Annotated in this window: 19 protein-coding genes; 13 read left to right on the top strand and 6 right to left on the bottom strand. The window is 53.9% G+C overall.

Annotated features, from left to right (window positions below; all coding sequences use genetic code 11):
• From ACTH3S_RS07330 to ACTH3S_RS07310, 5 genes are all read left to right on the top strand, one after another.
• The coding region (locus ACTH3S_RS07330; protein ID WP_441808362.1) for a hypothetical protein at positions 1-347 on the top strand (347 nt) is incomplete at its 5' end.
• Positions 348-2,282, top strand: coding sequence for an alpha/beta hydrolase (locus tag ACTH3S_RS07325; protein ID WP_441808361.1), 1,935 nt, complete (start codon positions 348-350; stop codon positions 2,280-2,282). It begins immediately after the preceding gene.
• 94 nt (positions 2,283-2,376) lie between these two features.
• Positions 2,377-3,447, top strand: coding sequence for a WD40 repeat domain-containing protein (locus tag ACTH3S_RS07320; protein WP_441808360.1), 1,071 nt, complete (start codon positions 2,377-2,379; stop codon positions 3,445-3,447).
• Positions 3,448-3,468: 21 nt separating this feature from the next.
• Positions 3,469-4,416 carry a hypothetical protein gene (locus ACTH3S_RS07315; RefSeq protein ID WP_441808359.1) on the top strand — a complete coding sequence of 316 codons (948 nt, stop codon included), beginning with the start codon at positions 3,469-3,471 and terminating at the stop codon, positions 4,414-4,416.
• 94 nt (positions 4,417-4,510) lie between these two features.
• The gene (locus tag ACTH3S_RS07310) at positions 4,511-5,581 is read left to right on the top strand and encodes a WD40 repeat domain-containing protein (protein WP_441808358.1); all 1,071 of its coding nucleotides are present in this window, start codon (positions 4,511-4,513) and stop codon (positions 5,579-5,581) included.
• A 7-nt stretch (positions 5,582-5,588) separates the two neighbouring features.
• On the opposite strand, the gene speE is transcribed toward ACTH3S_RS07310, so the two are convergent.
• Positions 5,589-6,470 (bottom strand): polyamine aminopropyltransferase, encoded by an 882-nt coding sequence (gene speE, locus ACTH3S_RS07305; protein ID WP_441808357.1) that lies wholly within the window; start codon positions 6,468-6,470, stop codon positions 5,589-5,591.
• A 216-nt stretch (positions 6,471-6,686) separates the two neighbouring features.
• Here speE and speA point away from each other — a divergent pair, with 216 nt between their 5' ends.
• The 5 genes from speA (at position 6,687) to ACTH3S_RS07280 (ending at position 12,879) form a co-directional block, all read left to right on the top strand.
• Positions 6,687-8,597, top strand: a complete 1,911-nt coding sequence (gene speA / locus ACTH3S_RS07300) for a biosynthetic arginine decarboxylase (RefSeq protein WP_441808356.1) — start codon at positions 6,687-6,689, stop codon at positions 8,595-8,597.
• A 122-nt stretch (positions 8,598-8,719) separates the two neighbouring features.
• Positions 8,720-9,367 (top strand): sigma-70 family RNA polymerase sigma factor, encoded by a 648-nt coding sequence (locus tag ACTH3S_RS07295; protein ID WP_441808355.1) that lies wholly within the window; start codon positions 8,720-8,722, stop codon positions 9,365-9,367.
• Entirely contained in the window at positions 9,364-10,002 is a 639-nt protein-coding gene (locus ACTH3S_RS07290; protein WP_441808354.1) for a ChrR family anti-sigma-E factor, read from the top strand. Before ACTH3S_RS07295 ends, ACTH3S_RS07290 begins: the two co-directional genes overlap by 4 nt.
• Positions 10,003-10,181: 179 nt before the next feature.
• On the top strand, positions 10,182-10,973 hold the full coding sequence (gene tcdA / locus ACTH3S_RS07285; RefSeq protein WP_441808353.1) for a tRNA cyclic N6-threonylcarbamoyladenosine(37) synthase TcdA: 792 nt from the start codon (positions 10,182-10,184) through the stop codon (positions 10,971-10,973).
• A 19-nt stretch (positions 10,974-10,992) separates the two neighbouring features.
• Positions 10,993-12,879, top strand: coding sequence for a cation:proton antiporter (locus tag ACTH3S_RS07280; RefSeq protein ID WP_441808352.1), 1,887 nt, complete (start codon positions 10,993-10,995; stop codon positions 12,877-12,879).
• 4 nt (positions 12,880-12,883) lie between these two features.
• Here the strand turns inward: ACTH3S_RS07280 and ACTH3S_RS07275 are convergent, their stop codons facing one another.
• The 4 genes from ACTH3S_RS07275 to ACTH3S_RS07260 form a co-directional block, all read right to left on the bottom strand.
• Positions 12,884-13,867 (bottom strand): NADP-dependent oxidoreductase, encoded by a 984-nt coding sequence (locus ACTH3S_RS07275; protein WP_441808351.1) that lies wholly within the window; start codon positions 13,865-13,867, stop codon positions 12,884-12,886.
• A 106-nt stretch (positions 13,868-13,973) separates the two neighbouring features.
• Positions 13,974-14,447 carry an acyl-CoA thioesterase gene (locus ACTH3S_RS07270; protein WP_441808350.1) on the bottom strand — a complete coding sequence of 158 codons (474 nt, stop codon included), beginning with the start codon at positions 14,445-14,447 and terminating at the stop codon, positions 13,974-13,976.
• A complete protein-coding gene (locus tag ACTH3S_RS07265) occupies positions 14,444-15,529 on the bottom strand; it encodes an SMP-30/gluconolactonase/LRE family protein (protein ID WP_441808349.1) in 1,086 nt (361 codons plus the stop codon). The genes ACTH3S_RS07270 and ACTH3S_RS07265 overlap by 4 nt, the downstream gene beginning before the upstream one ends.
• 66 nt (positions 15,530-15,595) lie before the next feature.
• A complete protein-coding gene (locus ACTH3S_RS07260) occupies positions 15,596-16,387 on the bottom strand; it encodes an alpha/beta fold hydrolase (RefSeq protein WP_441808348.1) in 792 nt (263 codons plus the stop codon).
• Positions 16,388-16,786: 399 nt separating this feature from the next.
• Here ACTH3S_RS07260 and ACTH3S_RS07255 point away from each other — a divergent pair, with 399 nt between their 5' ends.
• The 3 genes from ACTH3S_RS07255 to ACTH3S_RS07245 all read left to right on the top strand — a co-directional run bounded on the left by ACTH3S_RS07255 (position 16,787) and on the right by ACTH3S_RS07245 (position 20,059).
• On the top strand, positions 16,787-17,836 hold the full coding sequence (locus tag ACTH3S_RS07255) for an AraC family transcriptional regulator (RefSeq protein ID WP_441808347.1): 1,050 nt from the start codon (positions 16,787-16,789) through the stop codon (positions 17,834-17,836).
• Positions 17,836-19,266, top strand: a complete 1,431-nt coding sequence (cls, locus tag ACTH3S_RS07250; RefSeq protein ID WP_441808364.1) for a cardiolipin synthase — start codon at positions 17,836-17,838, stop codon at positions 19,264-19,266. Before ACTH3S_RS07255 ends, cls begins: the two co-directional genes overlap by 1 nt.
• A 97-nt stretch (positions 19,267-19,363) precedes the next feature.
• Entirely contained in the window at positions 19,364-20,059 is a 696-nt protein-coding gene (locus tag ACTH3S_RS07245; protein WP_441808346.1) for a GntR family transcriptional regulator, read from the top strand.
• Here ACTH3S_RS07245 and ACTH3S_RS07240 read toward each other — a convergent pair.
• Positions 20,056-22,218 carry a patatin-like phospholipase family protein gene (locus tag ACTH3S_RS07240; protein WP_441808345.1) on the bottom strand — a complete coding sequence of 721 codons (2,163 nt, stop codon included), beginning with the start codon at positions 22,216-22,218 and terminating at the stop codon, positions 20,056-20,058. The genes ACTH3S_RS07245 and ACTH3S_RS07240 overlap by 4 nt on opposite strands.
• Between the last annotated feature and the right edge of the window lie 12 nt (positions 22,219-22,230).

Raw genomic sequence — 22,230 nt, 5'->3', positions numbered from 1 at the left:
CGCTTCAAGATGAGCTAAAAAAACAGCCTCCCCAGCCTCTTGAATTGACTCAGGAGAACCTGGCATCGGTAGAAGCTCATCGCCGATATTTATTGGCAAGGGCCTTGGCAGACAGCAACGACTTAGAGGCCCAAACTGTCACTTACTGGCTCCAGCAGCTGGAAACTCTAGGCGCACCCAATGAGCAAGGCTTGGTAGAAGGCGCCGGGGTATTAATAGCTCGGGGTTTTATCAAAGCATTGAGCGACGATGAACTTGCGACGGTACGTAAGACCAGGCAGGGAGCCGACTGGTCAGACACACTCGAAGCACTTGAAGCATTAACGCATTCACAGGAGGGAACCTGAATGACGACCACTAGCAACCTGCCCTTCTCACCCAGCTCAGCGCCTCTGGGAGCCCACGGTGCGCCCATTTGCAGGCACGAAACCGCAAGCGTGCTTTTACGCCGCAATGACAACCTCAGGCGACCGAGAGCGTTTATCAATGCCGGTGAAATCAAGGATGAAAGCGGTAAAGCCGTAACCGCAGAGCTACAGGATGGCACAGAACATACGCCAGACAACTCAGAAGCCCGCTTCACCAAGCTCGTGACAGGCAACGCGCAATGGTATTGGCCCGAGGAGCCGGAGGGAGAGCATTTGATCGGGTTCGATACCGTGAGCGAACAACGTCGCTTCGCTCCCGGCCACTACCTCGACGAGGGCGTAGATCTCACCGTTATTCAGGGTGAACGCAAAGCAAAGGCCATACATCTGCCACCACCGGTAATCATTAATTTACGCGAATCAGCGCCCGCGGCAGCCGACTTGCTGACAGACGAACAACTGGATTATTTTCGGGCAAACGGCAACAACGCCCTTATCTATGTACACGGCTACAACGTGCCCCATGGCGAATGGGGGCGCTTCCTGAACCGCAAGGCCAGCCAAAAACGATACGGTGGCCACGGGCCTGGACCCAAAAACGCCTGGCACCCGAATAACGCCACCGTGTGGCAGGATACGGAAGCTCTATCTGACCACACCTACGCCCCACTGCAAGATGAAGACGTAAATGGCGCCGGCGCTCACAGCTGGGCGATTCACATGGAGTACCAGTTGAACCGGGCAGCGGGTTTTGATGGCAAGGACTGGACACCATACAGCCGCATCATCAATATTTCCTGGCCGGGGAATACCGGCGCGACCGACTTCATGCAGGCCGAGTTGAACGCCATGACAAGCGGGCGACGTCTGGCCCCGTTGCTGGTGCAGCTGGCGGATGTAGGCATTGCCATCAACCTGATCTCCCATTCTCTGGGTGCCCGGGTTGCGCTCACTGCCTTGAACATTTTGGGCACCATCGGTAAAACCAGCATGGTCGACCACCTGTTTCTCTGGCAACCCGCCGTTGCAGACAACGCACTCACCAACGACAGCAGCCGCGATGTACACCCTCTGGGCCTGGGCGTATTTCCTTCCGCCCACAGCGCCGTTCGCAAGATAGTGGTGCTGCACTCCCGCGGCGACGGCATTCTTGGTGCCGGTAAAGATAAAGAGAGCGCCTGGTGGCAGAAAGCTTTGTTGCGATCTTCCCCGGCGGCCCTGATTGCAACGACCGCGTGGAATCTCGCAAACTCGGAAGACGCCACGGATGATGTGCTCGGTTACTTTCGGGGAGCCTATGATAAAAAATGGTGGACCTTCCCAAGCTTTCTGGATAACGGTTTCGGGCCGGCCATCGAAGAGCTTTACAAAGACTACTTACCGCTAACATTCAAAGCACAAATGACAGCCTACCCTCAACTATCTGAGCACGTGCCCGAAGCGCTCAAGCGAACCGTCAAAGCAAATTGGGACAGGCTTGAACAAGACATTCTTGCCGAAGCAGATGCTCTCTGGCAGCCCTGTATAGATTGCCTGCGTAACGGAGAGCGGCCGCCAGAATACACCCTGCTGGCACCCTTAAATCACCGAGCTAGCGTTAGCCCGCAAGTGGCGAAGGACTATGTTTTGCGGTTGAAGAAGCTTGCGGTGAACGATTGGTTTCCGGAGCTGCCGCCCAGACCGGCGCTGGGGTATGTGGGGTTTAAAGAAGTGACCCGGAAAGACGCGTCAGGATTCGATGAATTTATTGAGCAGTTGTTGGATGACGAAAAGTTCTTCCCCGTTGACCAATCAAAATGGCTTTTTAGCCATTCAGGGATGCGGATTCCCAGCCACGAGGTATTCAAAAGGTCTTTTATGGATGAAATCATCGAACCTATTCTAAAAGAAGGAGTCGGTTTTGGGAGTTACTAGTGGAAAAAACCGGGCCTTAGCCTTACTTGTGCTCATTGTTCTATCTTTGTCTGCCTGGATGCTCTGTAATCATTGGCTGTGGGCCGGCCCCATTATGTCTGCAGGTGTATCAGGCAGCGGTCGCTATGTCATTACCGCACACAGGGATAACTCTCTGATCCTCTGGGATATTAAAGAAGAAAAATGGAAAACCCTCAATGAAAAAGCAAATATCTACAGCGCCACTTTTGTTCCGAACAGGGACGCTTTTCTCTGGCAAGACCTGAATGACCAGGTAAAAGTGCAAACGGTGACTGGCGAAGAGCTTCTGAACTTCAATCACTTTCCAACCTATGGACACCTAATGTCCTCTGACATGGCTACTTACGTGTCTGCAGATCAGGAGTGGAATGTGTTCACAGGTTATGGTGACAATAAGACGCCTGTGCTCAAAGATGGGATCAGTCCCAGTTTTACCGGTTCTGGTAAGTTGCTAAACCTCGCCATGGCAGAGGGTAAGAGTTATTTCATTACCGCTGGTTCCGGCGATGACAACGATCCCATAGAAGACTATGCGCCGATCGACGATGGCCGTCGGTTTTCACGATACAGTGGTGTCACCCTATGGAATACGGATACTGGTAAACCAGTGGCCAAATTTCAGGGAAACTCCTCCAAAACCCACGCCACAATAAGTCCGGATGGACAGTGGGTAGTCAGTGCTGATGAGGCCGGAATCGGGCTATTCTGGAACACTGATCGGCCGGATGTCCGACACCGATTAGCAAGGTACCATAGCGGAATCTATCTTGAAGATACGCCTTTTGAAACAGGCGACCCTCGAAATAGAGACAAAAGCGGGCTGATCGAAGCTCCGCGCGGCGCCCACGATTTCACCATCGCCGTAGCCTTCATCCACAACAGCGAATACTACCTCCGCTTCGGCAACAACAGCCACATGGCCGCTCTATTCAAAACCGGCAGCCCCTGGCCCGTGAAGTACTTTGATCTGGGCGAATCGCCCAAACTGGTCACTTACGGCAGCAATTACGACCGCAACACCGCCATCGCCACGTCACCCGAGACGGGTATTCTGGCGATGGGGCACCAATCAAGCGGCGGTATCAGTGTGTATCAGTTCGACCCAGACGAACTGACGCTGGATCGGGTTTGGGTAGTGGAGTAATGGCGCGGACGTTGACCAATAGTGAAAAGAACATGGAGCAATCTAGTCGACCACCTGTTTCTCTGGCAACCCGCCGTTGCAGACAACGCACTGACCAACGACACCAGCCGTGACGTACACCCTCTGGGGCTGAGCGTGTTTCCTTCCGCCCATAGCGCAGCCCGCAAAATTGTGATGCTACATTCCCGTGGTGACGGGATTCTTGGCGCCGGTGAAGATAAAGAAAGTGCTTGGTGGCAGAAAGCTTTGTTGCGTTCTTCCCCCGCGGCGCTGATTGCAACGACCGCCTGGAATCTCGCAAACTCAGAAGACGCTATGGACGATGTGCTCGGTTACTTTCGGGGAGCCTATGACAAAAAATGGTGGACCTTCCCAAGCTTTCTGGATAACGGTTTCGGGCCGGCCATCGAAGAGCTTTACAAAGACTACCTACCGCTAACATTCAAAGCACAGATGACAACCTACCCTCAACTGTCTTCGTATGTACCCGAAGCGCTCAAGCGAACCGTCAAAGCAAATTGGGACAGGCTTGAGCAAGACATTCTTGCCGAAGCAGATGCCCTCTGGCAGCCCTGTATAGATTGCCTGCGCAACAGCGAGCGGCCTCCAGAATATACCCTGCTGGCACCCTTAAACCACCGAGCTAGCGCTAGCCCGCAAGTGGCGAAGGACTATGTTTTGCGGTTGAAAAAGCTTGCGGTGAATGATTGGGTGCCGGAGCAGCCGCCTAGGCCTGCGTTGGGGTATGTGGGGTTTGATGAATTGTCTGGTGAACAGGCTGGAGCGTTTCGAGATAGCTTTATTGAAAACAAGTTACTTGACGAGTCCTGGCTAGCTACAGATCAAAGTGAATGGCTTTTTAGCCACTCGGGGATGCGGATTCCCAGCCACGAGATATTCAAGAGGTCTTTTATGGCTGAAATCATGGACCCTATTTTAAAAGAAGGAGTCGGTTTTGGGAGTTACTAGTGGGAAAAACCGAGCCCTCGTCTTACTTGTGCTCATTGTTTTATCTTTGTCTGCCTGGGTGCTCTGTAATCATTGGCTTTGGGCCGGTCCCATTATGTCTGCCGGCGTATCAGACAGCGGTCGCTATGTCATTACCGCGCACAGGGATAACTCTCTGATCCTCTGGGACATTAAAGAAGAAAAATGGAAAACCTTCAACGGAAAAGCAAATGTCTACAGCGCCACTTTTGTTCCGGACAGGGACGCTTTTCTCTGGCAGGACCTGAATGACGAAGTAAAGGTGCAAACGGTGACTGGCGAAGAGCTTCTGAATTTTAATCACTTTCCGACCTATGGACACTTGGTCTCCTCAGACCTGACCACTTACTTGTCTGCAGATCAAGAGTGGAATGTGTTCAAAGGTTATGGCGACAATAGAAAGCCTGTGCTCAAAGATGGTATCAGTCCCAGTTTTATCGGTTCTGGTAAGTTGCTGAACCTCGCCATGGCAGAGGGTAAGAGTTATTTCATTACCGCTGGTTCCGGCGATGACAACGATCCCATAGAAGACTATGCGCCGATCGACGATGGCCGTCGGTTTTCACGATACAGTGGTGTCACCCTATGGAATACACAAACCGGAAAACCAGTTGCCAAATTTCAGGGGAACTCTTCCAAAACCCATGCCACTATCAGCCCAGACGGGCAATGGATAGTCAGTGCCGATGAGAATGGAATCGGCTTGTTCTGGAATACTAATCAGCCAGACATGAAGCACCGCTTATCGTCCTATCACAGTGGCGTTTATCTCGATGATTCTCCGTATGAGACCGGGGATCCACGCAACTGGGACGATAGCGGCCTAATCGATGCACCGTCTGGTCTCCATACTTTCACCATCGCCGTCGCCTTCATCCACAACAGCGAATACTACCTGCGCTTCGGCAACAACAGCCACTTCGCCGCTCTATTCAAAACAGGCAGCCCTTGGCCAGTGAAATACTTTGATCTTGGCCAGTCACCCAAACTTGTAACCTACGGCAGCAACTACGATCGCAATACCGCCATCGCCACTTCACCAGAAGCGGGCATTCTGGCAATGGGGCATCAATCTACTGGCGGTATCAGCGTGTATCAGTTTGATCCAGACGAGCTGACGTTGGAGCGGATCTGGGTAGTGAAGTAGGCTTAAACTAACCCTCTTCCGGCCGCGTTTCATCTTCCAGAGCGTCAATCATAAACTGGGGCATGGCCAGCGCGCCGTGGTGAATACCGCTGTTGTAATAGCGGGTTACGAACGGGCGGTTGTTTGCGTCATCCTCACGGAAATATTTCAGTGGGTTGTCTTTGCTGGCCATGGTGCAACTCCACCAACCGGTGGGGTATACAGGCTGCGGGAACGGCAAGGTTTGCACATGGCTGAAGCCGGCCTTGCGCATGTCGCTGTGGATGTCTTTGATGATGGTTTCGGTATGCAACAGCGGCGATTCGCTCTGCTGAACAATAATACCGCCCTCCCCCAGAGCCAGCATGGCATCGCGGAAAAAATCCAGAGCAAACAAGCCTTCGGCGGGACCAACCGGGTCGGTGCTGTCGATAATAAGAATATCGATGCTGCCGGGATCTACTTCCCGCATCCACTTTACTCCGTCGCCGAAGAAGAAATTGGCCCGTGGGTCGTCGTTAGCTTCGCACAGCTCGGGAAAATACTTCTCAGACATGCGGGTAACGCGCTCGTCGATTTCCACCTGCCAGGCTTCTTCCACATCCGGGTGCTTCAGAACTTCCTTCAGGGTGCCACAGTCCCCGCCCCCAACAATCACAACCTTCTTCGGTTTTTTGTGGGTAAATATAGCCGGGTGAGTCATCATTTCATGGTAAAGAAAGTTGTCCCGGGTGGTCAGCATCACGCATCCATCCAGCACCATCAGGTTGCCAAAGGTTTCCGTTTCATAAATTGCCAGCTTCTGAAACGGCGTCTGCTCTTCGTGCAGCTTCTGCTTCACCTGCAGGGAAAATGCGGTTCCTTGATCTTGGAATACCTCGGTGAACCAATTGCTGTTCAGCGTCGTCATGGTGCTCTCCTGCAAATGCCTAAGACTGTCGTTAAAGTGCGTATTGTAGGGGCGCAAAACAGCCAACCATAGTCTTTGTTAGCAATAATTGTAGTTTAGTGCCCTGTCAGTCGCGATGAACCGCAGCGGAGGCTTTCAGGTGCAAAGGCTAAACCCTACAATACCAGCCACTCGGCAAGCCTGCGCGGCCCCGGTTTTCCCAAAAGGATAGTAGCCATGAGCAATACTAATGCCTCCCCGGCCCACAAGATTTACAACATTGCCCAGTGGAGCGATGGCTATATCGGTGTGAATCCGGAGGGTGAGGTTGTTATTCGGCCAAACCGAGGCACCAGTGCGGCTGAGATCAACCTGCCGGAACTCACTCGTTCGCTGGTAAACTCCGGGCTGCAGTTGCCCGTGCTTATCCGCTTTACTGACATTCTGCACGATCGGGTGAACCAGCTGTGCAACGCCTTCAATGCGGTTGCCACAGAGCAAAGCTACAAAGGGCAGTACACTGCCGTGTACCCGATCAAAGTAAATCAACAGCGCCGAGTGGTTGAAGAACTGATTGCGGCAGAGCCAGCTGCCAGCAAGGGGCAGATCGGGCTAGAGGCAGGCAGTAAGCCAGAATTGATGGCAGTTCTTGCGCTAGCACAGCAGCATGGCTCGGTTATTGTATGCAACGGCTACAAAGATCGGGAATATATTCGCCTGGCACTGATCGGCCAAAAGCTTGGGCACCGGGTGTTTATCGTGGTGGAAAAGCAGTCGGAACTGCCCCTTATTCTTGAGGAAGCCAAGAAGCTTGAGGTCTCTCCGCTGATTGGTGTGCGAGTTCGCTTGGCAACCATTGGCAAGGGCAACTGGCAGAACACCGGTGGCGAAAAATCCAAGTTCGGGTTATCCGCCAGTCAGGTGCTGGATGTGGTGAATACACTGCGCAAGGCGGGCGCTTTGGATACCCTTCAGCTTCTGCATTTTCATCTGGGCTCTCAAATAGCCAACATTCGTGATATCCAGACCGGCCTGCGTGAGTGTGCGCGTTTCTACAGTGAACTGCGCCAGATGGGCGCGCCGGTGAACACTGTTGATATCGGCGGCGGTTTGGGGGTTGATTACGAGGGCACTCGTTCACGCAGCGCCTGCTCGATGAATTACAGCATGCAAGAATACGCCTACAACGTGGTGCACGTATTGCAGACGGAATGCGACCGACACGGCCTTCCTCACCCGGATTTGATCAGCGAATCCGGCCGGGCGCTCACCGCGCACCATTCGGTGCTGGTGACCAACGTGATTGATCACGAAGAACCAGAAAATCGGCCCACCAAAAAACCGGAGCAAAGTGCGCCAGCGCCTCTGCATGAACTCTGGCGCGACCTGGAAAGCCTGGAAGACCCCGAATCCCCGCGCTCACTGGCCGAAATCTATCACGATGTGCTGCACGCTATGGCAGATGTTCACAGCCAGTTTGCCCACGGTCTGCTTTCCCTGCAGGAGCGTGCAGACTCAGAAACACTCTATACCCGTTGTTGCGTGCTACTGCAGGGTCAACTGGATAAAAACAGCCGAGCGCACCGTGAAATCATTGATGAGCTGAACGAAAAGCTGGCTGCGAAACTGTTCGTTAATTTCTCGCTGTTTCAATCACTACCCGATGTCTGGGGCATCGATCAGATATTTCCGGTGGTGCCCATAACCGGTCTGAACCGACGACTTAGCCGACGCGCAGTGATTCAGGATATTACCTGCGATTCCGACGGGCGTATCGACCGTTACGTGGACGGCCAGGGTACAGAAGCCACCCTCCCCCTCCCCGAGGACAAACCCGGCGAAGCCTTGCTGATGGGTTTTTTTATGACCGGTGCTTATCAGGAAATCCTGGGGGACATGCACAACTTGTTCGGCGACACTCACTCCGTGGATGTACGTCTGAATGATTCCGGAGGTTTCGACACCAACACGCCTATTACCGGCGATACCGTTGCCAACGTGCTCCGGTATGTGAACTTTGAGCCCAAAGCGCTGCTGGCGGCCTACCAGGATAAGTTTGATGCAAGCGGCCTGCCTGAAAATGTGCAAGCCCCGCTATTGGAGGAATTGGCTGCCGGGCTTGAAGGTTACACCTACCTGGAAGACTAGGATTCCTATAGACATACCGGCAAAAATCGCCCGGTTACAAAATTACTCTTACTGCAGGCTGATCCGCACAAAGAATGGCGGCGTAAATACTCGCACTGACAAACCCGGGACGAGTGCATAGAATGATCAGCAAACAGTATCTAAATCATGCGACAGTCAAGGAGCGTCCGGTGACCACACTGGATAAGAATCCAGCACGAGCCGAGGGCCGAAAGGATCCGTGGAGCCAGCTGTTGGTGAAAGTGGGGAAAAGCCAGGATCGCCAAGCATATCGTTCGTTATTTGAGCATTTCGCCCCGCAGCTCAAGTATTACGCCATGGCAAATGGCATGGCCAGCCATGCAGAAGAGTTGGTGCAGGAAGTGTTTGTCTCCATCTGGCGGCGAGCGAGCCTATACGATTGGCAGAAAGCTGCAGCCTCAACCTGGATTTTCACCATCGCGCGCAACCAACGCATTGATATGTTGCGTAAAATGCGCCGAACCAGCGTAGAAATGCACGTAGAAACTGAAGATCTGTGGCAGATCCCGGGCGAAGATGAAAACCAACCGGTAACCTCACTGCATCGCCTAATGTCGGAACGGCGAGTGAGAGAATCTCTAAGCCAGTTGCCCGAAGAGCAGATTACCGTGATAGCCAAGGTATATATGGAGCAGAAATCCCACCAGATGGTCGCAAACGAGCTAAACATCCCTTTGGGAACCGTTAAAAGCCGAGTGCGCCTGGCATTGGGCAAGCTTAGAGTGATTTTGCAGGATCAGAACGTATGACACGGCATCACCCCGAAAGCCTGAGCCTTATGGAGTACAGTGCGGGCAACCTAAGTGAGCCTCATGCTCTGTGCATCCGGCTTCACCTGGATAAGTGCGCCCTTTGTCGCAGCCGTGTAGAAACCCTCGACAGCCTTGGCGCCGTGATGATGGAACAACAGCCAAAGGTCAGCGTTTCCGAGTCAATGTTTGATAACATTCTGGCCAAGATAGATAGCTCACCGACGCCCGAGCGCACGGCGAAAGCCGTGCCCAGAATCAACATTCTTCAAAAACTGCTTGGCGACGACATCAATAACCTCCCCTGGAAACATCAGTTGGGCGACGTTAGCGTACTGGATATTACCGAAAAGTTTCCGGGTCAGAATGAACAGGTTGTTTTGCAGAAGCTTAACGCCGGAGGCAAAGCACCAGCTCATACCCATCGAGGCGTTGAAACGACGATCGTGCTGCAGGGGGCATTTTCAGACCAGAAGGGTGTTTTCAACCAATGGGATTTTGTTGTTCTCACCGACCAAGATGAACACAAACCGATCTCAATAGGTTGTGAAGACTGCATTACACTTTCTGTGCTGAGCGCGCCAATCAAGCTAACCGGAACCTTCACCCGAATGCTGAATCCGTTTATTCGTTGATTGCTGCGATCCTGGCGGCCACTTTTACCCATGAAACCCTGACCCCTATGTTTTATGCCACGCACTGCGTGGCTTTTTTACGGGTGTTTTCTGTCTGCTCCGACACTGGGGTACAATTGTGCCCTTTGATTCACTCTTTGATAGTCTCCGGCTTGTGTCCGGATCTGAACGGAGACCCCATGAACGCCGACGATTACGCTTTCCGCTTTGGCGGTATTGAACGGCTATACGGGCGCCCCGCCCTACACGCGTTTCGCAACGCCCACATTGCCGTTATTGGCTTAGGTGGGGTTGGCTCATGGGCCGCGGAGGCTTTGGCGCGCAGCGGTATCGGCACAATTACCCTGATCGATATGGATGATATTTGCGTGTCCAACACCAACCGCCAGCTTCATGCTCTGGAAGGGCAATACGGCCGTACAAAAACCGATGCCATGGCCGAGCGACTGAAAGCCATTAACCCCAATGCGGATATCCGGATTCATTTCGGTTTTCTTACACTGAAAAACCTCACGGAGCTAATTACACCCGAGATGACGGGTGTGGTCGATGCCATCGACAGTGTAAAGCCGAAAGCCGCGATGATTGCCCACTGTCAACGTGCAAAACTCCCAATCATCTGCGCCGGCGGTGCAGGCGGACAGATAGATCCCACCAAGATCCTAGTAACGGATCTCAGCAAAACCACCCAAGACCCTTTACTGGCCAAGGTACGCAACCTTCTGCGCCGGGAATACGGTTTCTCACGCAATCCCAAGCGACGCTTCGGCATTGAGGCCGTATACTCAACAGAACAGCTCACGTACCCTGCCGAGGACGGCGAAGTTAGCCTTCAAAAGCCAGCAACCGCCGGCCCCTCACGGCTCGACTGTGCTACTGGCTTTGGCGCTGCCTGCCCGGTTACCGCCAGCTTTGGCCTGTTCGCAGCCTCTCAGCTGTTAAACCGTATTGCACGGCGTGCCAACCAATAACCAAACGGATCCCAGTTTTATGCCAGCCAGCACAGTCCTGATTCTTGCCAGCATCGGCGTCCTCTCCTTGTCTTTTCAGTGGCTCGCTTGGCGTGTGCGCGTACCCGCCATTTTGTTTCTGCTTGCCGGTGGGATACTTGTAGGCCCGGTACTCGGCTACCTCAACCCAGATGAGGTGTTCGGTGACCTGCTGTTTCCGATGGTTTCTCTGGCCGTGGCCATTATTCTGTTTGAAGGCAGCCTAACCCTGCGGTTTGAAGATATTCGCGGACACAGCAAAATGGCTCGCAACCTTATACCCGTCGGCTCCATCGTTACGGGCATCATTGGTACCTTGGCTGCGCGCTGGGTGCTGGATATTTCTTGGGCGGTCGCCCTGCTGTTCGGCGCCATTTCTATTGTGACTGGCCCCACCGTTATCGCTCCCTTACTGCGTTCGGTACGCCCAAGCGCAAAGCTGGCCAATGTTCTGCGCTGGGAAGGCATCATCATCGACCCAGTGGGCGCTTTGTTGGCGGTACTGGTGTTTGAGGGCATTGTTTCCTGGGGACAAGGCAACGTATTTGGCCACTCCCTGTATATTTTCGGCAAAACACTGCTGATTGGTTTTGTGATCGGGGCCTTAGCCGGCTATCTGAACGGCTTGGTGCTGCGCAAACATCTGATGCCGCAATACCTGCACAACGCAGCCACGCTCACCTTCATGTTGGGTATGTATGCGTTCTCTAATGAATTGGCCCACGAATCCGGTCTGCTCACGGTCACAGTTATGGGCATCTGGATGGCCAACATGAAACAGGTGTCTGTGGACAGCATTCTTGAGTTCAAAGAATCCCTGAGTGTTCTGCTGATATCGGGGCTGTTTATCATTCTGGCGGCGCGGGTGGAATTCGCTGCGATTGCGGATTTGGGATGGGGGCTGGCCATAGTTCTGGCGGTGCTCATGCTGGTTGCCCGGCCGCTCAGCGTATTTTTATCCGCCATAGGTACCGACCTGAACTGGCGGGAAAAACTGTTTCTCAGCTGGATTGCCCCTAGGGGCATTGTGGCAGCAGCGGTTTCTGCCCTGTTCGCGTTCCAGTTGCAGGCGCTTGGCTACGAAAGCGCAGCCGCTCTTGTGCCCATGGTGTTTGTGCTGATTATTGCAACCGTTACTCTGCAAAGCCTAACCGCTCGACCTATCGCCCGGTTGCTAAAAGTTACCGAGCCGGCCGAATACGGCTTTCTGATTCTCGGTGCCAACCCGGTTGCCCGCATGATCGGCCAGGCCCTTAAGAAGCACGAGGTTCCGGTTGCCTTGGCAGACACCAACTGGGAGAACGTACGCCAGGCGCGTATGGACAATCTGAAGGTATACTTTGGCAACCCAATTTCCGAGCATGCCTCAAGCCATCTCGATCTCACAGGGATTGGCAACCTGCTGGTGATTTCTCCATACAAGCACATGAACTCGCTGGCGACCTATCACTTTTTGGACTGGTTCGGCGACACCAGTGTATACAGCCTTTCGGAGGGGGATCAGGATCAGAAGGCGCGACTCCAAACCGCGGAAAAAATCCAGATGACGCGCGGTCTGTTCGACGGAGTAAGCTATGCGAAACTGGCAAGCTTGGCCAGCCAAGGTTACTCGATAAAAACCACTCAGCTCAGCGAAGAGTTTGAGTACGACGATTTTATGGAGAAATACCAAGGCCAGGCTCTGGTGCTGTTTGTGTTCGACAGCAAGAGCCGTATTAACCCAGTGCGCAGCATGGATGACCTGAAGCCGGATGACGACTGGATATTGATCAGCCTAGTGCCACCTCAAAACCACAAAGAAAAAAGGGACAGAGAAAACGGTGAAGGGCCAGAACCGTCGGCGCAAGGAAAAGAGCCTTCAGCTGAAGGCTCAATGCCCGAAAGTTGATTCGTTAACGGCAGTCCAAAACAAGCTTACCGCGCACATGCCCGCCCTCGAGAAGCTCGTGGGCTTGTACCACTTGGTCCAGCGCAAATGTTTTCTCGATGTGCACCTTCACATCACCATCTTCGATCAGCTCGGCAATTTCATCCAAGTGGAACACATCCGGGCGCACAGTCATGCCGTGGGCCCTTAGTCCCTGAGCTTCAGCAGCACTAACAACCTCATCTGCCGTAACCGTAGGAATGGTCACCAGCATGCCCTTCTCACCCAGGGTACGCAGGGATCGCTTGCCCGTCTCGCCGCCAATCAAATCCAGTACAACATCCAGCCCAAAACATTCATCGGCGAAATCTGTAGTGTGGTAATCAATCACTTCATGCACACCAAGCTCTGAAAGAAAATCCCGATTACCTGACGAAGCTGTTGCAATAACATGAGCCCCCCGCGCCAGCGCGAACTGCACAGCAAGATGCCCTACTCCACCGGCGCCCGCATGCACAAGAATTTTCTGACCAGGTTCAAGCTCTGCAACTTCGAACAGCGCCTGCCAAGCCGTAAGCGCGGCAAGTGGCAGCGCACCCGCAGTTACCAGATCAAGCTCCTCCGGCACAACAGCCAGCTCATCTGCAGTTGCCAAGGCATACTCAGCGTAGCTCCCACCATTCAGCGGAAACCCAACCAACCCCATAATTCGATCTCCGGGCGCTAGAGTGGTTACGCCATCTCCGATGGCGACCACCTCGCCGGCAACATCGTAGCCTGGCGTCCACGGCAGCGTACTTTCAATTTGCTTGGCTACAAACCCCAGACCTTTGCGGGTTTTCCAATCAATGGGGTTAAGCCCGGCGCCATGCACGCGAATCAGTACCTGCCCCGCTTGTGGCGAAGGAACATCAGAGCTTACAACCTGCAGAACATCACGTTCACCAAACTGGTGATAGACCACTTTTTTCATGGAAGATTCAGAATGCTGATCAATGGCTGTGTCCATGGGTAATCTCCGACAAAGGGCGCTGGTTGTGGTGAAACAGTGACTGGCAGCAACGGGGGTATGGTGTTCTTCGCTCAGATTAACAGAAGTTGGGAACAATAGTGACTCAGGTAGGTTCCAGACCTTTTCCCCCGGCCACTGTGGCGGCTTTCAGGATATCGGCAAACTCTTTCGGTGCGCGTGAAGGGCGCTGGGTTTTCAGGTCGACACAGGCGTGGGTAGACACCGCCCGCATCAGAGTTTTGCCATTATCGAGGCGCACCAACTGAAACTGCCGCGCAGAACGGAAGCGGCCATCAAAACCGGTGAGCCATGTTCCCATCAGCAACCGATCACCGGCGTTGGCAGAGGCCAGATAATCAATTTCTGTGCGGGTGATCGCCATGGCCTTGCCTGTCGCCTCATGCAGTGCCCAATTCATGCCCAATTCATTAACATGAGCCCAGCTGATATCTTCCAGCCAGCGCACGTAGACCACATTGTTCGCATGCCCAAGTTCGTCGGTATCGGCCTCAACCACTAGTATTTCAAGGGTGAAGGGATCGGGAAGATCCCAGTGTATTGGCGTTTGCTCGCTCATTGCTCTCCCCCAAGGGCCGGAATAGCCTGCAACGGTAACCGTCCTATACGGTCGTTGTGAAGTGAACCAAAGTACAAGTGATCATCGTGGGATTTTACCGACGTAATTTCCTGCAGGTGAGCACCTTGGGTATCGTGAAGGCTGGTAATTACCCTGCCATCAGAATCAAACGCCACCACCAACCCGTACTCTTGAGGCGCAGGCTGCAGACTTTGTGGCAACTTGGCTACCAGTTCTTTGAGCCACGGATTCGGGTGCAACTTGTCAATTTTGGCATTGCGAAGCGCAGGAAAGGCCACCCAGAATCGCCCTTTGTCATCCACCGAGAGGTTGTCGGGAAACCCCGGCAGATTGTCGGCAAAAACGTCAGATTGCCCAGCTTTCGGGCCACTTACCCAGTAGCGCAGAATGCGATATTTCCAAGTTTCGTTGATCAGCACAGAGTTGCCATCTGGCGCCACCGCAACGCCGTTGGCAAAATGCATGTCGCCCAGTAAAACCTCAGTCTTTCCGGTATTAGGGGAGTAACGCAATAACCGGCCGTGGGGTCGCATTTCCAGAAGGTCGAGTTGGTAATCCGGTTGATGGAAACGGGAGCTGGCGTCGGTGAAATAGATCCGCCCATCAGCGGCAATATCAACATCATCGGTAAACCTGAACGGGACGCCTTCCGCCTCATTGGTGAGCACGGTAATATCGCCATCCGGCGTAATAGAGAGCAGGCCTTTCCAAGCGTCTGCGACGATTAAGTTTCCTTCCTGATCAAACACCATCCCAAGCGGGCGTCCTTCGGTGGACAACCAGTTCTCAACGCGGCCATCGGGGAACACGCGCACAACATACCCGTCTTGGGTGCCGGCAAAGACCACGCCTTCGGTGTTAACAGCGGTGTCTTCTGGGCCATAAACCTGCCCCTTTGCCAGCAATTCAGCCTGACGCAGATGCTCATTCGGGGTCAGCGGGCCAGTCATAGGTTTTGTCGTTGGCGGCTGCCATGCTTTGGCGTCAATAGGTGCCGGCAGCAGAAAAAATCCGCCCAGCAAAACAAACACTACCAGTAAACCAGCCACCAACCATTTCATACCATTAACCTGCCTATTTGTTGTTCTGAAGGGTTTTAAAGGCGTTTTAAAGGCTCAGTCACCAGCCTAGCCATCCAGAAACTGCTGGCACAGCGCCACAAAGGTATCCGTTTCTTCTGCATGCAACCAATGCCCCGTGCCCTCAATAACCTGCAGTTGTGCAGATGGGAATAACCGGTCAATCTCCTCCCGGTGTTTTTCCTGAATGTAGGCAGACTCTGCGCCCTTCAAAAACAACACCGGGCCCATGTACGGCGCATCTGCTTCTGGTGCCGCCGCCAGGTTGGTATAACAGGCATCGATTGCTTTCAGGTTCAGGCGCCACCGGTACACAGCGCCACCGCTGGACTGCTCTTCTTGCGGAATACGCTCAAGATTCATCAGCAAAAATTGCCGTACTCCAGGTGCGTCAATAAACTCCGCCAACTGTTTGTCGGCGTCCCGTCGGGAGCGTGCAGCGGTAAGGTCAGTCTGCTTTAAGCCCTCAAGAATAGCGTCGTGTCTCGGCTTGTAGGAAATCGGGGCAATGTCGGCAACAATGAGCTTCTCAACTCGCTCCGGCGCCTGCAAGGCAATCTGCATAGCCACCTTGCCACCCATTGAATGCCCCAACAGACAGGCTTTTGCAAGCCCCTGCTCGTCCATATACGCAAGCACATCCGCCGCCATTGAACGGTAGTCCATGGTATCTGCATGGAAAGAGCTACCGTGATTGCGCAGATCCAAGGCGTGAACCTGTCGCTCTTTTTGGAATTGCCTTGCAATAGCACCCAAATTTTCCAGTGCCCCGAACAGGCCGTGTAACAGAATCAAAGGGGCGCCTTCTCCGGTAATTCTGTGGTTCAGTATCTTGCTCATGGGCAGACTGTCTCCGTTAGGATCACAATGTTTAGATGCCGATACATTAACATTGCCAGTCAGGTGAGCAAGGGGAAGGAGCAGAGATGAGCGTTTCTTGCAGGCAAAAAAAGACCGGGCTAAGCCCGGCCCGAAGGTCATAGTCTTCTTTGCTGTACACTCAGCAGTAGTACATGCCGCGCAGGTATTCCGCCAGTGCAGCTACATTTTCACGCTCAAGCTCAGTAAGTGGTACAAAAATATCACGCGTCATAAAACACCTCCTAATGGGCCTTTCCATTACTTCAACCTGTTCGTTAGATGCTATCGTTGTAGAAGGCAGAAGCAGTTGACAGACTGTCCCACTCGTTTGACATTTTGTATCAGCCTCCATGACACCTCGTTAACGAGCCGACCAATGTGACTCCTGCACCTACGGACACCACAACGACGCCCTTTGTTGCTGCCTCCAGCACGCTGGCCCTGGTTCACTATCTGAGCCGCCAGGGTGTTCTGGATCGCCTGCGGGTTGAGCAGCTTACCGGCTTGGACATGCAGACACTTGAGGATCCCGACAGGCGCGTACCTGCCCAAGCGCACTACAAGCTGTGGGAACACGCCGAGCAAGTCACCGGTGACCCGGCTGTGGGTCTGAACGCAGGTCAGATTATTGACCCGGAGCGCATGGGTTTAGTGGGACACGTATTCTTTAATTGCGACACCTTGGGCGAAGCCGTAACCCAGTATGTGCGCTTACACCGGTTAATCAACGAATCGGTGTATCTGAGCTTTGAACAAATTGGCGAACAAGCAGTTCTGACCTGGCAGGCAGACTCACCAGAGCACTACTGCCGTCAGGATATGGATCGCACACTTGCCGCAGCCTTGTGTCGAACTCGGCATTTTATCTATTCCGGAATACAGGCCGAGTGGGCGGAAATTGCCCACCCGCGCCCGGATTACGCCCACAAATATGAAAAGCTGCTGGGCGGCCCCGTAACCTTTGGTGCGCCAGTAACACGGCTGGCCTTCAATAGTCGGCACCTGAACCACCCAATCCCTCACCGCAATCCCTATGTGTATTCAGCCGTTTTGCGGCAGGTCAATGGGCTGCTGGCGCGCCTGCAGACCCGCCGCTCTTTTGGCCGAAAAATCCGCAGACTCATATCGCGCCAAATGTCGACAGACAAGATTGACGCGGATACGCTAGCCAGACAGTGCCACATGAGCCGCCAAACGCTCTATCGCAGGCTTAAAAAAGAAGGACTCAGCTTTCATGAGCTGGTGGAGCACGTACGTAAAGACAAAGCCCTGCGTTATGTGGCTTCTGATCACTACGCCCTGGGGGAGATCGCGTTTCTTCTGGGTTTCTCTGAATTGAGCTCCTTCAGCCGGGCTTTCAAACGTTGGACAGGCATGGCGCCGGCTCAATACCGCGCAGAGCACCTTCCCCAGGAAACCGATCAATGATGCCTGACATCTCATTACTGGCGTTCGCCGTTGGCCTATTTTATTTGGGCTCTGTCGCCAGTATTTATCGCATTCTTCTTACCTACCGCACAGCCCAAGGTGCCATCGCTTGGATTATCGGCCTACTGGCACTGCCCTATATCGCAGTGCCGATGTTCCTTGTATTTGGCCGCTCCCGCTTCGGTGGGTACGTGAAAGCCCGGCGCATGGGGGACCAATCCCTAACCAACTTGCTTAACCGCTTTGAGCAGCAAACAACCTCTCTCTCCACCCCCGAACAGCAACAACTTGATAAACAACTTCAGGTGCTTTGCAAGCTCGGCAGGCAACCCTTTACCGAAGGCAATCGGTGCACTCTACTACAGGACGGAGAGGCTACGTTTGAGGCGCTGATCAAAGCCATGGAGAACGCAACCTCTTATATTCTTCTCGAGTTTTACATTGTGCGCTCAGACAAGATTGGCCAACGTATCAAAACCATTCTTGAGCACAAGCTTTCAGAAGGTGTGCAAGTATGGTTTCTATATGACGAGGTCGGGAGCGTAGGGCTGCCTCGAGCGTACTTGAAGGAGCTTGCACAGGCCGGTGCTCGGGTCGCCTCGTTCGGAGACGGAAATATTCGGCGCCGGCGGTTACAGATAAACTTCCGCAACCACCGAAAATTACTGATCTGTGACGGCAAAATAGGTTTTGTGGGGGGCATCAATCTAGGTGATGAATACCTTGGATCGGTGATAGATCAGGAACCCTGGCGAGATACTCACTGTCGAATCGAAGGCCCCGCTGTTACCGGCCTTCAGCTTGCCTGGGTGGAAGACTGGAACTGGGCCAGCGATGAGTTCCCCGAACTGGACTGGGCGCCCCAGGACAATATACCCGGCGCTGAAAAGGTCCTGGTGCTGCCTACCGGCCCGGCAGACACTTGGGAAACCTGCACACTGTTTTTTCTGAACTGCATCAACAATGCCCAATCCCGCATTTGGATAGCGTCGCCGTATTTTGTTCCAGATTTCCAAATAGTGAACGCACTACAACTCGCGGCGCTTCGGGGGGTGGATGTGCGGATCATTATTCCTGAAAAATCAGACAGCCACCTTGTTCGCATGGCCGCCTATTCGTATCTCGTTCAGGCCAGCCGAGCTGGCATTGGCATTTACCGGTATCAACCAGGCTTTATGCATCAGAAAGTTGTTCTGGTAGACAACCACTATGCAGCGGTGGGGACCGCGAACCTGGATAATCGGTCTATGCGTCTTAACTTTGAGATCATTGCAGTCAACACGTCCGAACCCTTTGTGTCCAGAGTAGACGCCATGCTCACAGAAGATTTATCCCACTGCCGCAAGATGACCGAACAAGACTACCAAGACCGCTCCATCCTATTCCGGCTGACCTGCCGCGCGGTGCGCTTGCTGGCTCCTTTACTGTAGTTAGAATAAACGTTAGGGCATGGGCGCTGGCTCCGAAACAGATGAATATGCGACTATTCCCCCTCATTCAGCCAACCGAGCCCAGCGAACATCATCCATGAAGGCCTTCAAACCTAAAGTGACACTGACCGAGCAGGTCGCTCGCCATATCGAAAACCTGATTGTTTTCGGCCGACTTGGTTCCGGCGAACGTATTTACGAAGCTGCCATGGCGAAGCAGATGGAGGTCAGCCATGGCTCCATCCGGGAAGGCCTTTTACTGCTCGAAAAGCGCCACCTGGTGAGAAACGTGCCCCGCAAAGGCGCTTTTGTTACAGACCTGGACGATTATTTTGTACGCAGCCTTTACGAGACACTGGAACTCTATCTGGCCCACACTGGCCGAAAGCTTGTGCAGCAATGGCAACCAGCGGATTTGGAGCGGTTGGAACAGCTGTATCAACAGATGGAAGATCACTTCAACAAGAATGATCTGATGGCATTTCTGGATTTAGGTGTTGAATACACCAAGGCCTCGCTGGCTTACGCCGATAATTATTTTATTCTCTCTGCCATTGATGATTTGTGGCCGTCAGCAAGGCGCTGTGCCTTCGTCGCCTTCAAGTGCGGTGGCAAGCGTGTATTGGAAGACAACTTGGCACACATGCGAGAATCCATCAGCGCCATTAGGGACAGGGATGAAGACCGGCTGGCTTCCCTTCTCCACCGTTATGCCATTCAACAATGCCAACAAGTGCGTGAAGCGACAGGGGAGACAGGCACTCTCGCTGGCAATCTTACCGGCACGCTCTAATAGAACAACTGGGTGAACGAGAAGCCTATATTCAAGTAAGCCGCCCAGTTGTCTTTATTGTTGTACGCCGTTGCTATCTGCACAGGGCCTAAAAAGGTATCCAAACCGGCAAACACACTCCAGGATTTCACAGATCGGTTCCATCCGGCATCACTGAGCGATTCCCAGGCGTTTCCTGCCTCTAACCCCATACCTGCAAACCAAGGCGTAATCGGCCCTCCAAATGCCTGGCTGGCATAAACCGATGCCATACCCGCACTGTCGCCGGTAATCTGGCCTGGCGCATAGGCAGACAGGCGCCGAAACCCGCCAAGGCGTATCGCGTTCTCAAGCCCAGGGTCTCCGCGGGTGATCGTATGGGCAAAAAGCAGTCCCGTGAGGGTAAAACCTTTCCAGCTTCCGGTACCAAGGAGCATGCCTGTTACCGAGTCAAAATGCCGGTCGGAGCCCAGATCCTCACGCTCCACACGGCCCCGAACTCCCGCAAAAGCACCCTCACGGGGAAAAAACGCATCATTTAGCGAGTCGTGCACCAGCTGCAGGCTCAAGCCGCCCCGGTGAACGGCGCCTTCGGGTGCGGTTGCGGTGCCAATCTGTTCATCCACGGTGGCGTACCCTCGGGTGTAGGTAAGCCGGGCCTCGGCGTTGCCGCCCAGCTCCATGCCCAGGCCGAGATCCGCTTCGCGAAAGGTTACATCTAACTCTGCAACGCGGGCGCCTTCGATGCCATATACACTGAACGTGTCCCGGGAATACTGTGCACCCGCAATCAAAAAGCGCTCGTACCCGTAATCAAGCGGCTGATACCACTGGGTGCGAATCCGCGGTTCCGTGCCTAGCTGCACACCCGTCTGCCACTCGGCACCCAGTTCATTCAATTCGGTCACGCGCAGGGAGGATGCCAGGTTGAAGCGGGTATCGCCGTCAAAGTTGTCCTCATAATTCAAACCGAACGACAGGTAACTCGGCCCCCAGCTTTTTTCCTGAACCTTGATAACCAGCAATGTTCCGTCGGCGGTGGGCGACTGAGAGTAAGACACGGTTTCGTAGTAGCCCAGACCGTATATGCGTTTCAGGTCGGCCTCCAGTGCATTCACATTCAGCGGCTCGCCAACTTTTTGCCGTATCCGCTCCCGGAGGAACTCCCTACCCAGGCGGCGGTCGTGTTCTATCTCGATGCCGGCAATAACGCCCGCACTATAGCCGGCAGAGGCCAGTCGCGAGCGGTAAGCCAGCCAGGCCTCGTTTGCGACCACCAGAGAATTCAGCGCCACGGCATGGGTTCTGGCTCCCGTGGCTCCCAGTTCGAACAGAACCGGCGCGTTATAGAAATCTGCAGAGCTATGTCCTTCCAGATCCGGCCGGATGAGCACATCCGCATCGTTAAGCAAATCCAGTTGCTGTTCCGTATTGCGCCGGGTCATGATCGTGGTTAGCTGGCCGAAGATAGAGAACGCCTCCCGAAGCTTGTCGGGACCCAATAGGGTGTCGGTGATATCAACCGCAATGACAACGTCAGCGCCCATCTCCCGGGCTACGCTGATCGGCAGGTTGTTCGCAACGCCGCCGTCTACCAGCAAGCGACCATTAAGCTTGGCGGGGGCGTACACGCCTGGAATGCTCATGCTTGCACGTACGGCCGTAGCCAGATTGCCACTGCCGAGCACCACCATTTCACCGGTTTCCAAATCGGTTGCAACCGCGCGAAAAGGGATAGCCAGGCGATCAAAATCCTCAACCAAGGCCACGTTATGGGTAAGTTCGTTGAGGATAAAACCAAGGTTTTGGCCGGCGATAATACCAGCGCCCAGATGCAGACCGTCCCAGCTAACACCAAGGCCCGGTGTAAAGGGGTATCGCCACTCGCCCTGCTTTCGGTGGACAGGTTTGTAGGCCCGACCGGGGTCGTCCCGAAAGCTCGACAGCCAGTCCATTTCAATAAAGCGGCGTTCAATCTCCGCCACGGGCATGCCCGAGGCGTAAAGGGCGCCCACCGCCGAACCTGCGCTGGTTCCCACCACCACATCCACCGGGATATGCATTTCTTCCAGCACCCGCAATACACCTACGTGGGCCATGCCTTTAGCGCCGCCACCGCTAAGCACAAGACCAACCGTTGGGCGCTCTACCTCAGTACTCGCTGTGGAATTGCTTGCCATCGCAGTAAGCGG

This window comes from Marinobacter sp., assembly GCF_052094685.1.
In the GTDB taxonomy this organism is placed as follows: Bacteria; Pseudomonadota; Gammaproteobacteria; order Pseudomonadales; family Oleiphilaceae; genus Marinobacter.
This window is presented reverse-complemented; position numbering and strand designations above follow the sequence as displayed.

Bases quoted from the DNA above. Each gene is read 5' to 3' on its own strand.
- ACTH3S_RS07325 (WP_441808361.1), top strand. From the start codon at position 348: ATGACGACCACTAGCAACCTGCCCTTCTCACCCAGCTCAGCGCCTCTG.
- ACTH3S_RS07320 (WP_441808360.1), top strand. From the start codon at position 2,377: ATGTCTGCAGGTGTATCAGGCAGCGGTCGCTATGTCATTACCGCACAC.
- ACTH3S_RS07310 (WP_441808358.1), top strand. From the start codon at position 4,511: ATGTCTGCCGGCGTATCAGACAGCGGTCGCTATGTCATTACCGCGCAC.
- speE (WP_441808357.1), bottom strand. From the start codon at position 6,470: ATGACGACGCTGAACAGCAATTGGTTCACCGAGGTATTCCAAGATCAA.
- speA (WP_441808356.1), top strand. From the start codon at position 6,687: ATGAGCAATACTAATGCCTCCCCGGCCCACAAGATTTACAACATTGCC.
- ACTH3S_RS07295 (WP_441808355.1), top strand. From the start codon at position 8,720: ATGATCAGCAAACAGTATCTAAATCATGCGACAGTCAAGGAGCGTCCG.
- ACTH3S_RS07290 (WP_441808354.1), top strand. From the start codon at position 9,364: ATGACACGGCATCACCCCGAAAGCCTGAGCCTTATGGAGTACAGTGCG.
- tcdA (WP_441808353.1), top strand. From the start codon at position 10,182: ATGAACGCCGACGATTACGCTTTCCGCTTTGGCGGTATTGAACGGCTA.
- ACTH3S_RS07280 (WP_441808352.1), top strand. From the start codon at position 10,993: ATGCCAGCCAGCACAGTCCTGATTCTTGCCAGCATCGGCGTCCTCTCC.
- ACTH3S_RS07275 (WP_441808351.1), bottom strand. From the start codon at position 13,867: ATGGACACAGCCATTGATCAGCATTCTGAATCTTCCATGAAAAAAGTG.
- ACTH3S_RS07270 (WP_441808350.1), bottom strand. From the start codon at position 14,447: ATGAGCGAGCAAACGCCAATACACTGGGATCTTCCCGATCCCTTCACC.
- ACTH3S_RS07265 (WP_441808349.1), bottom strand. From the start codon at position 15,529: ATGAAATGGTTGGTGGCTGGTTTACTGGTAGTGTTTGTTTTGCTGGGC.
- ACTH3S_RS07260 (WP_441808348.1), bottom strand. From the start codon at position 16,387: ATGAGCAAGATACTGAACCACAGAATTACCGGAGAAGGCGCCCCTTTG.
- cls (WP_441808364.1), top strand. From the start codon at position 17,836: ATGCCTGACATCTCATTACTGGCGTTCGCCGTTGGCCTATTTTATTTG.
- ACTH3S_RS07245 (WP_441808346.1), top strand. From the start codon at position 19,364: ATGAAGGCCTTCAAACCTAAAGTGACACTGACCGAGCAGGTCGCTCGC.
- ACTH3S_RS07240 (WP_441808345.1), bottom strand. From the start codon at position 22,218: ATGGCAAGCAATTCCACAGCGAGTACTGAGGTAGAGCGCCCAACGGTT.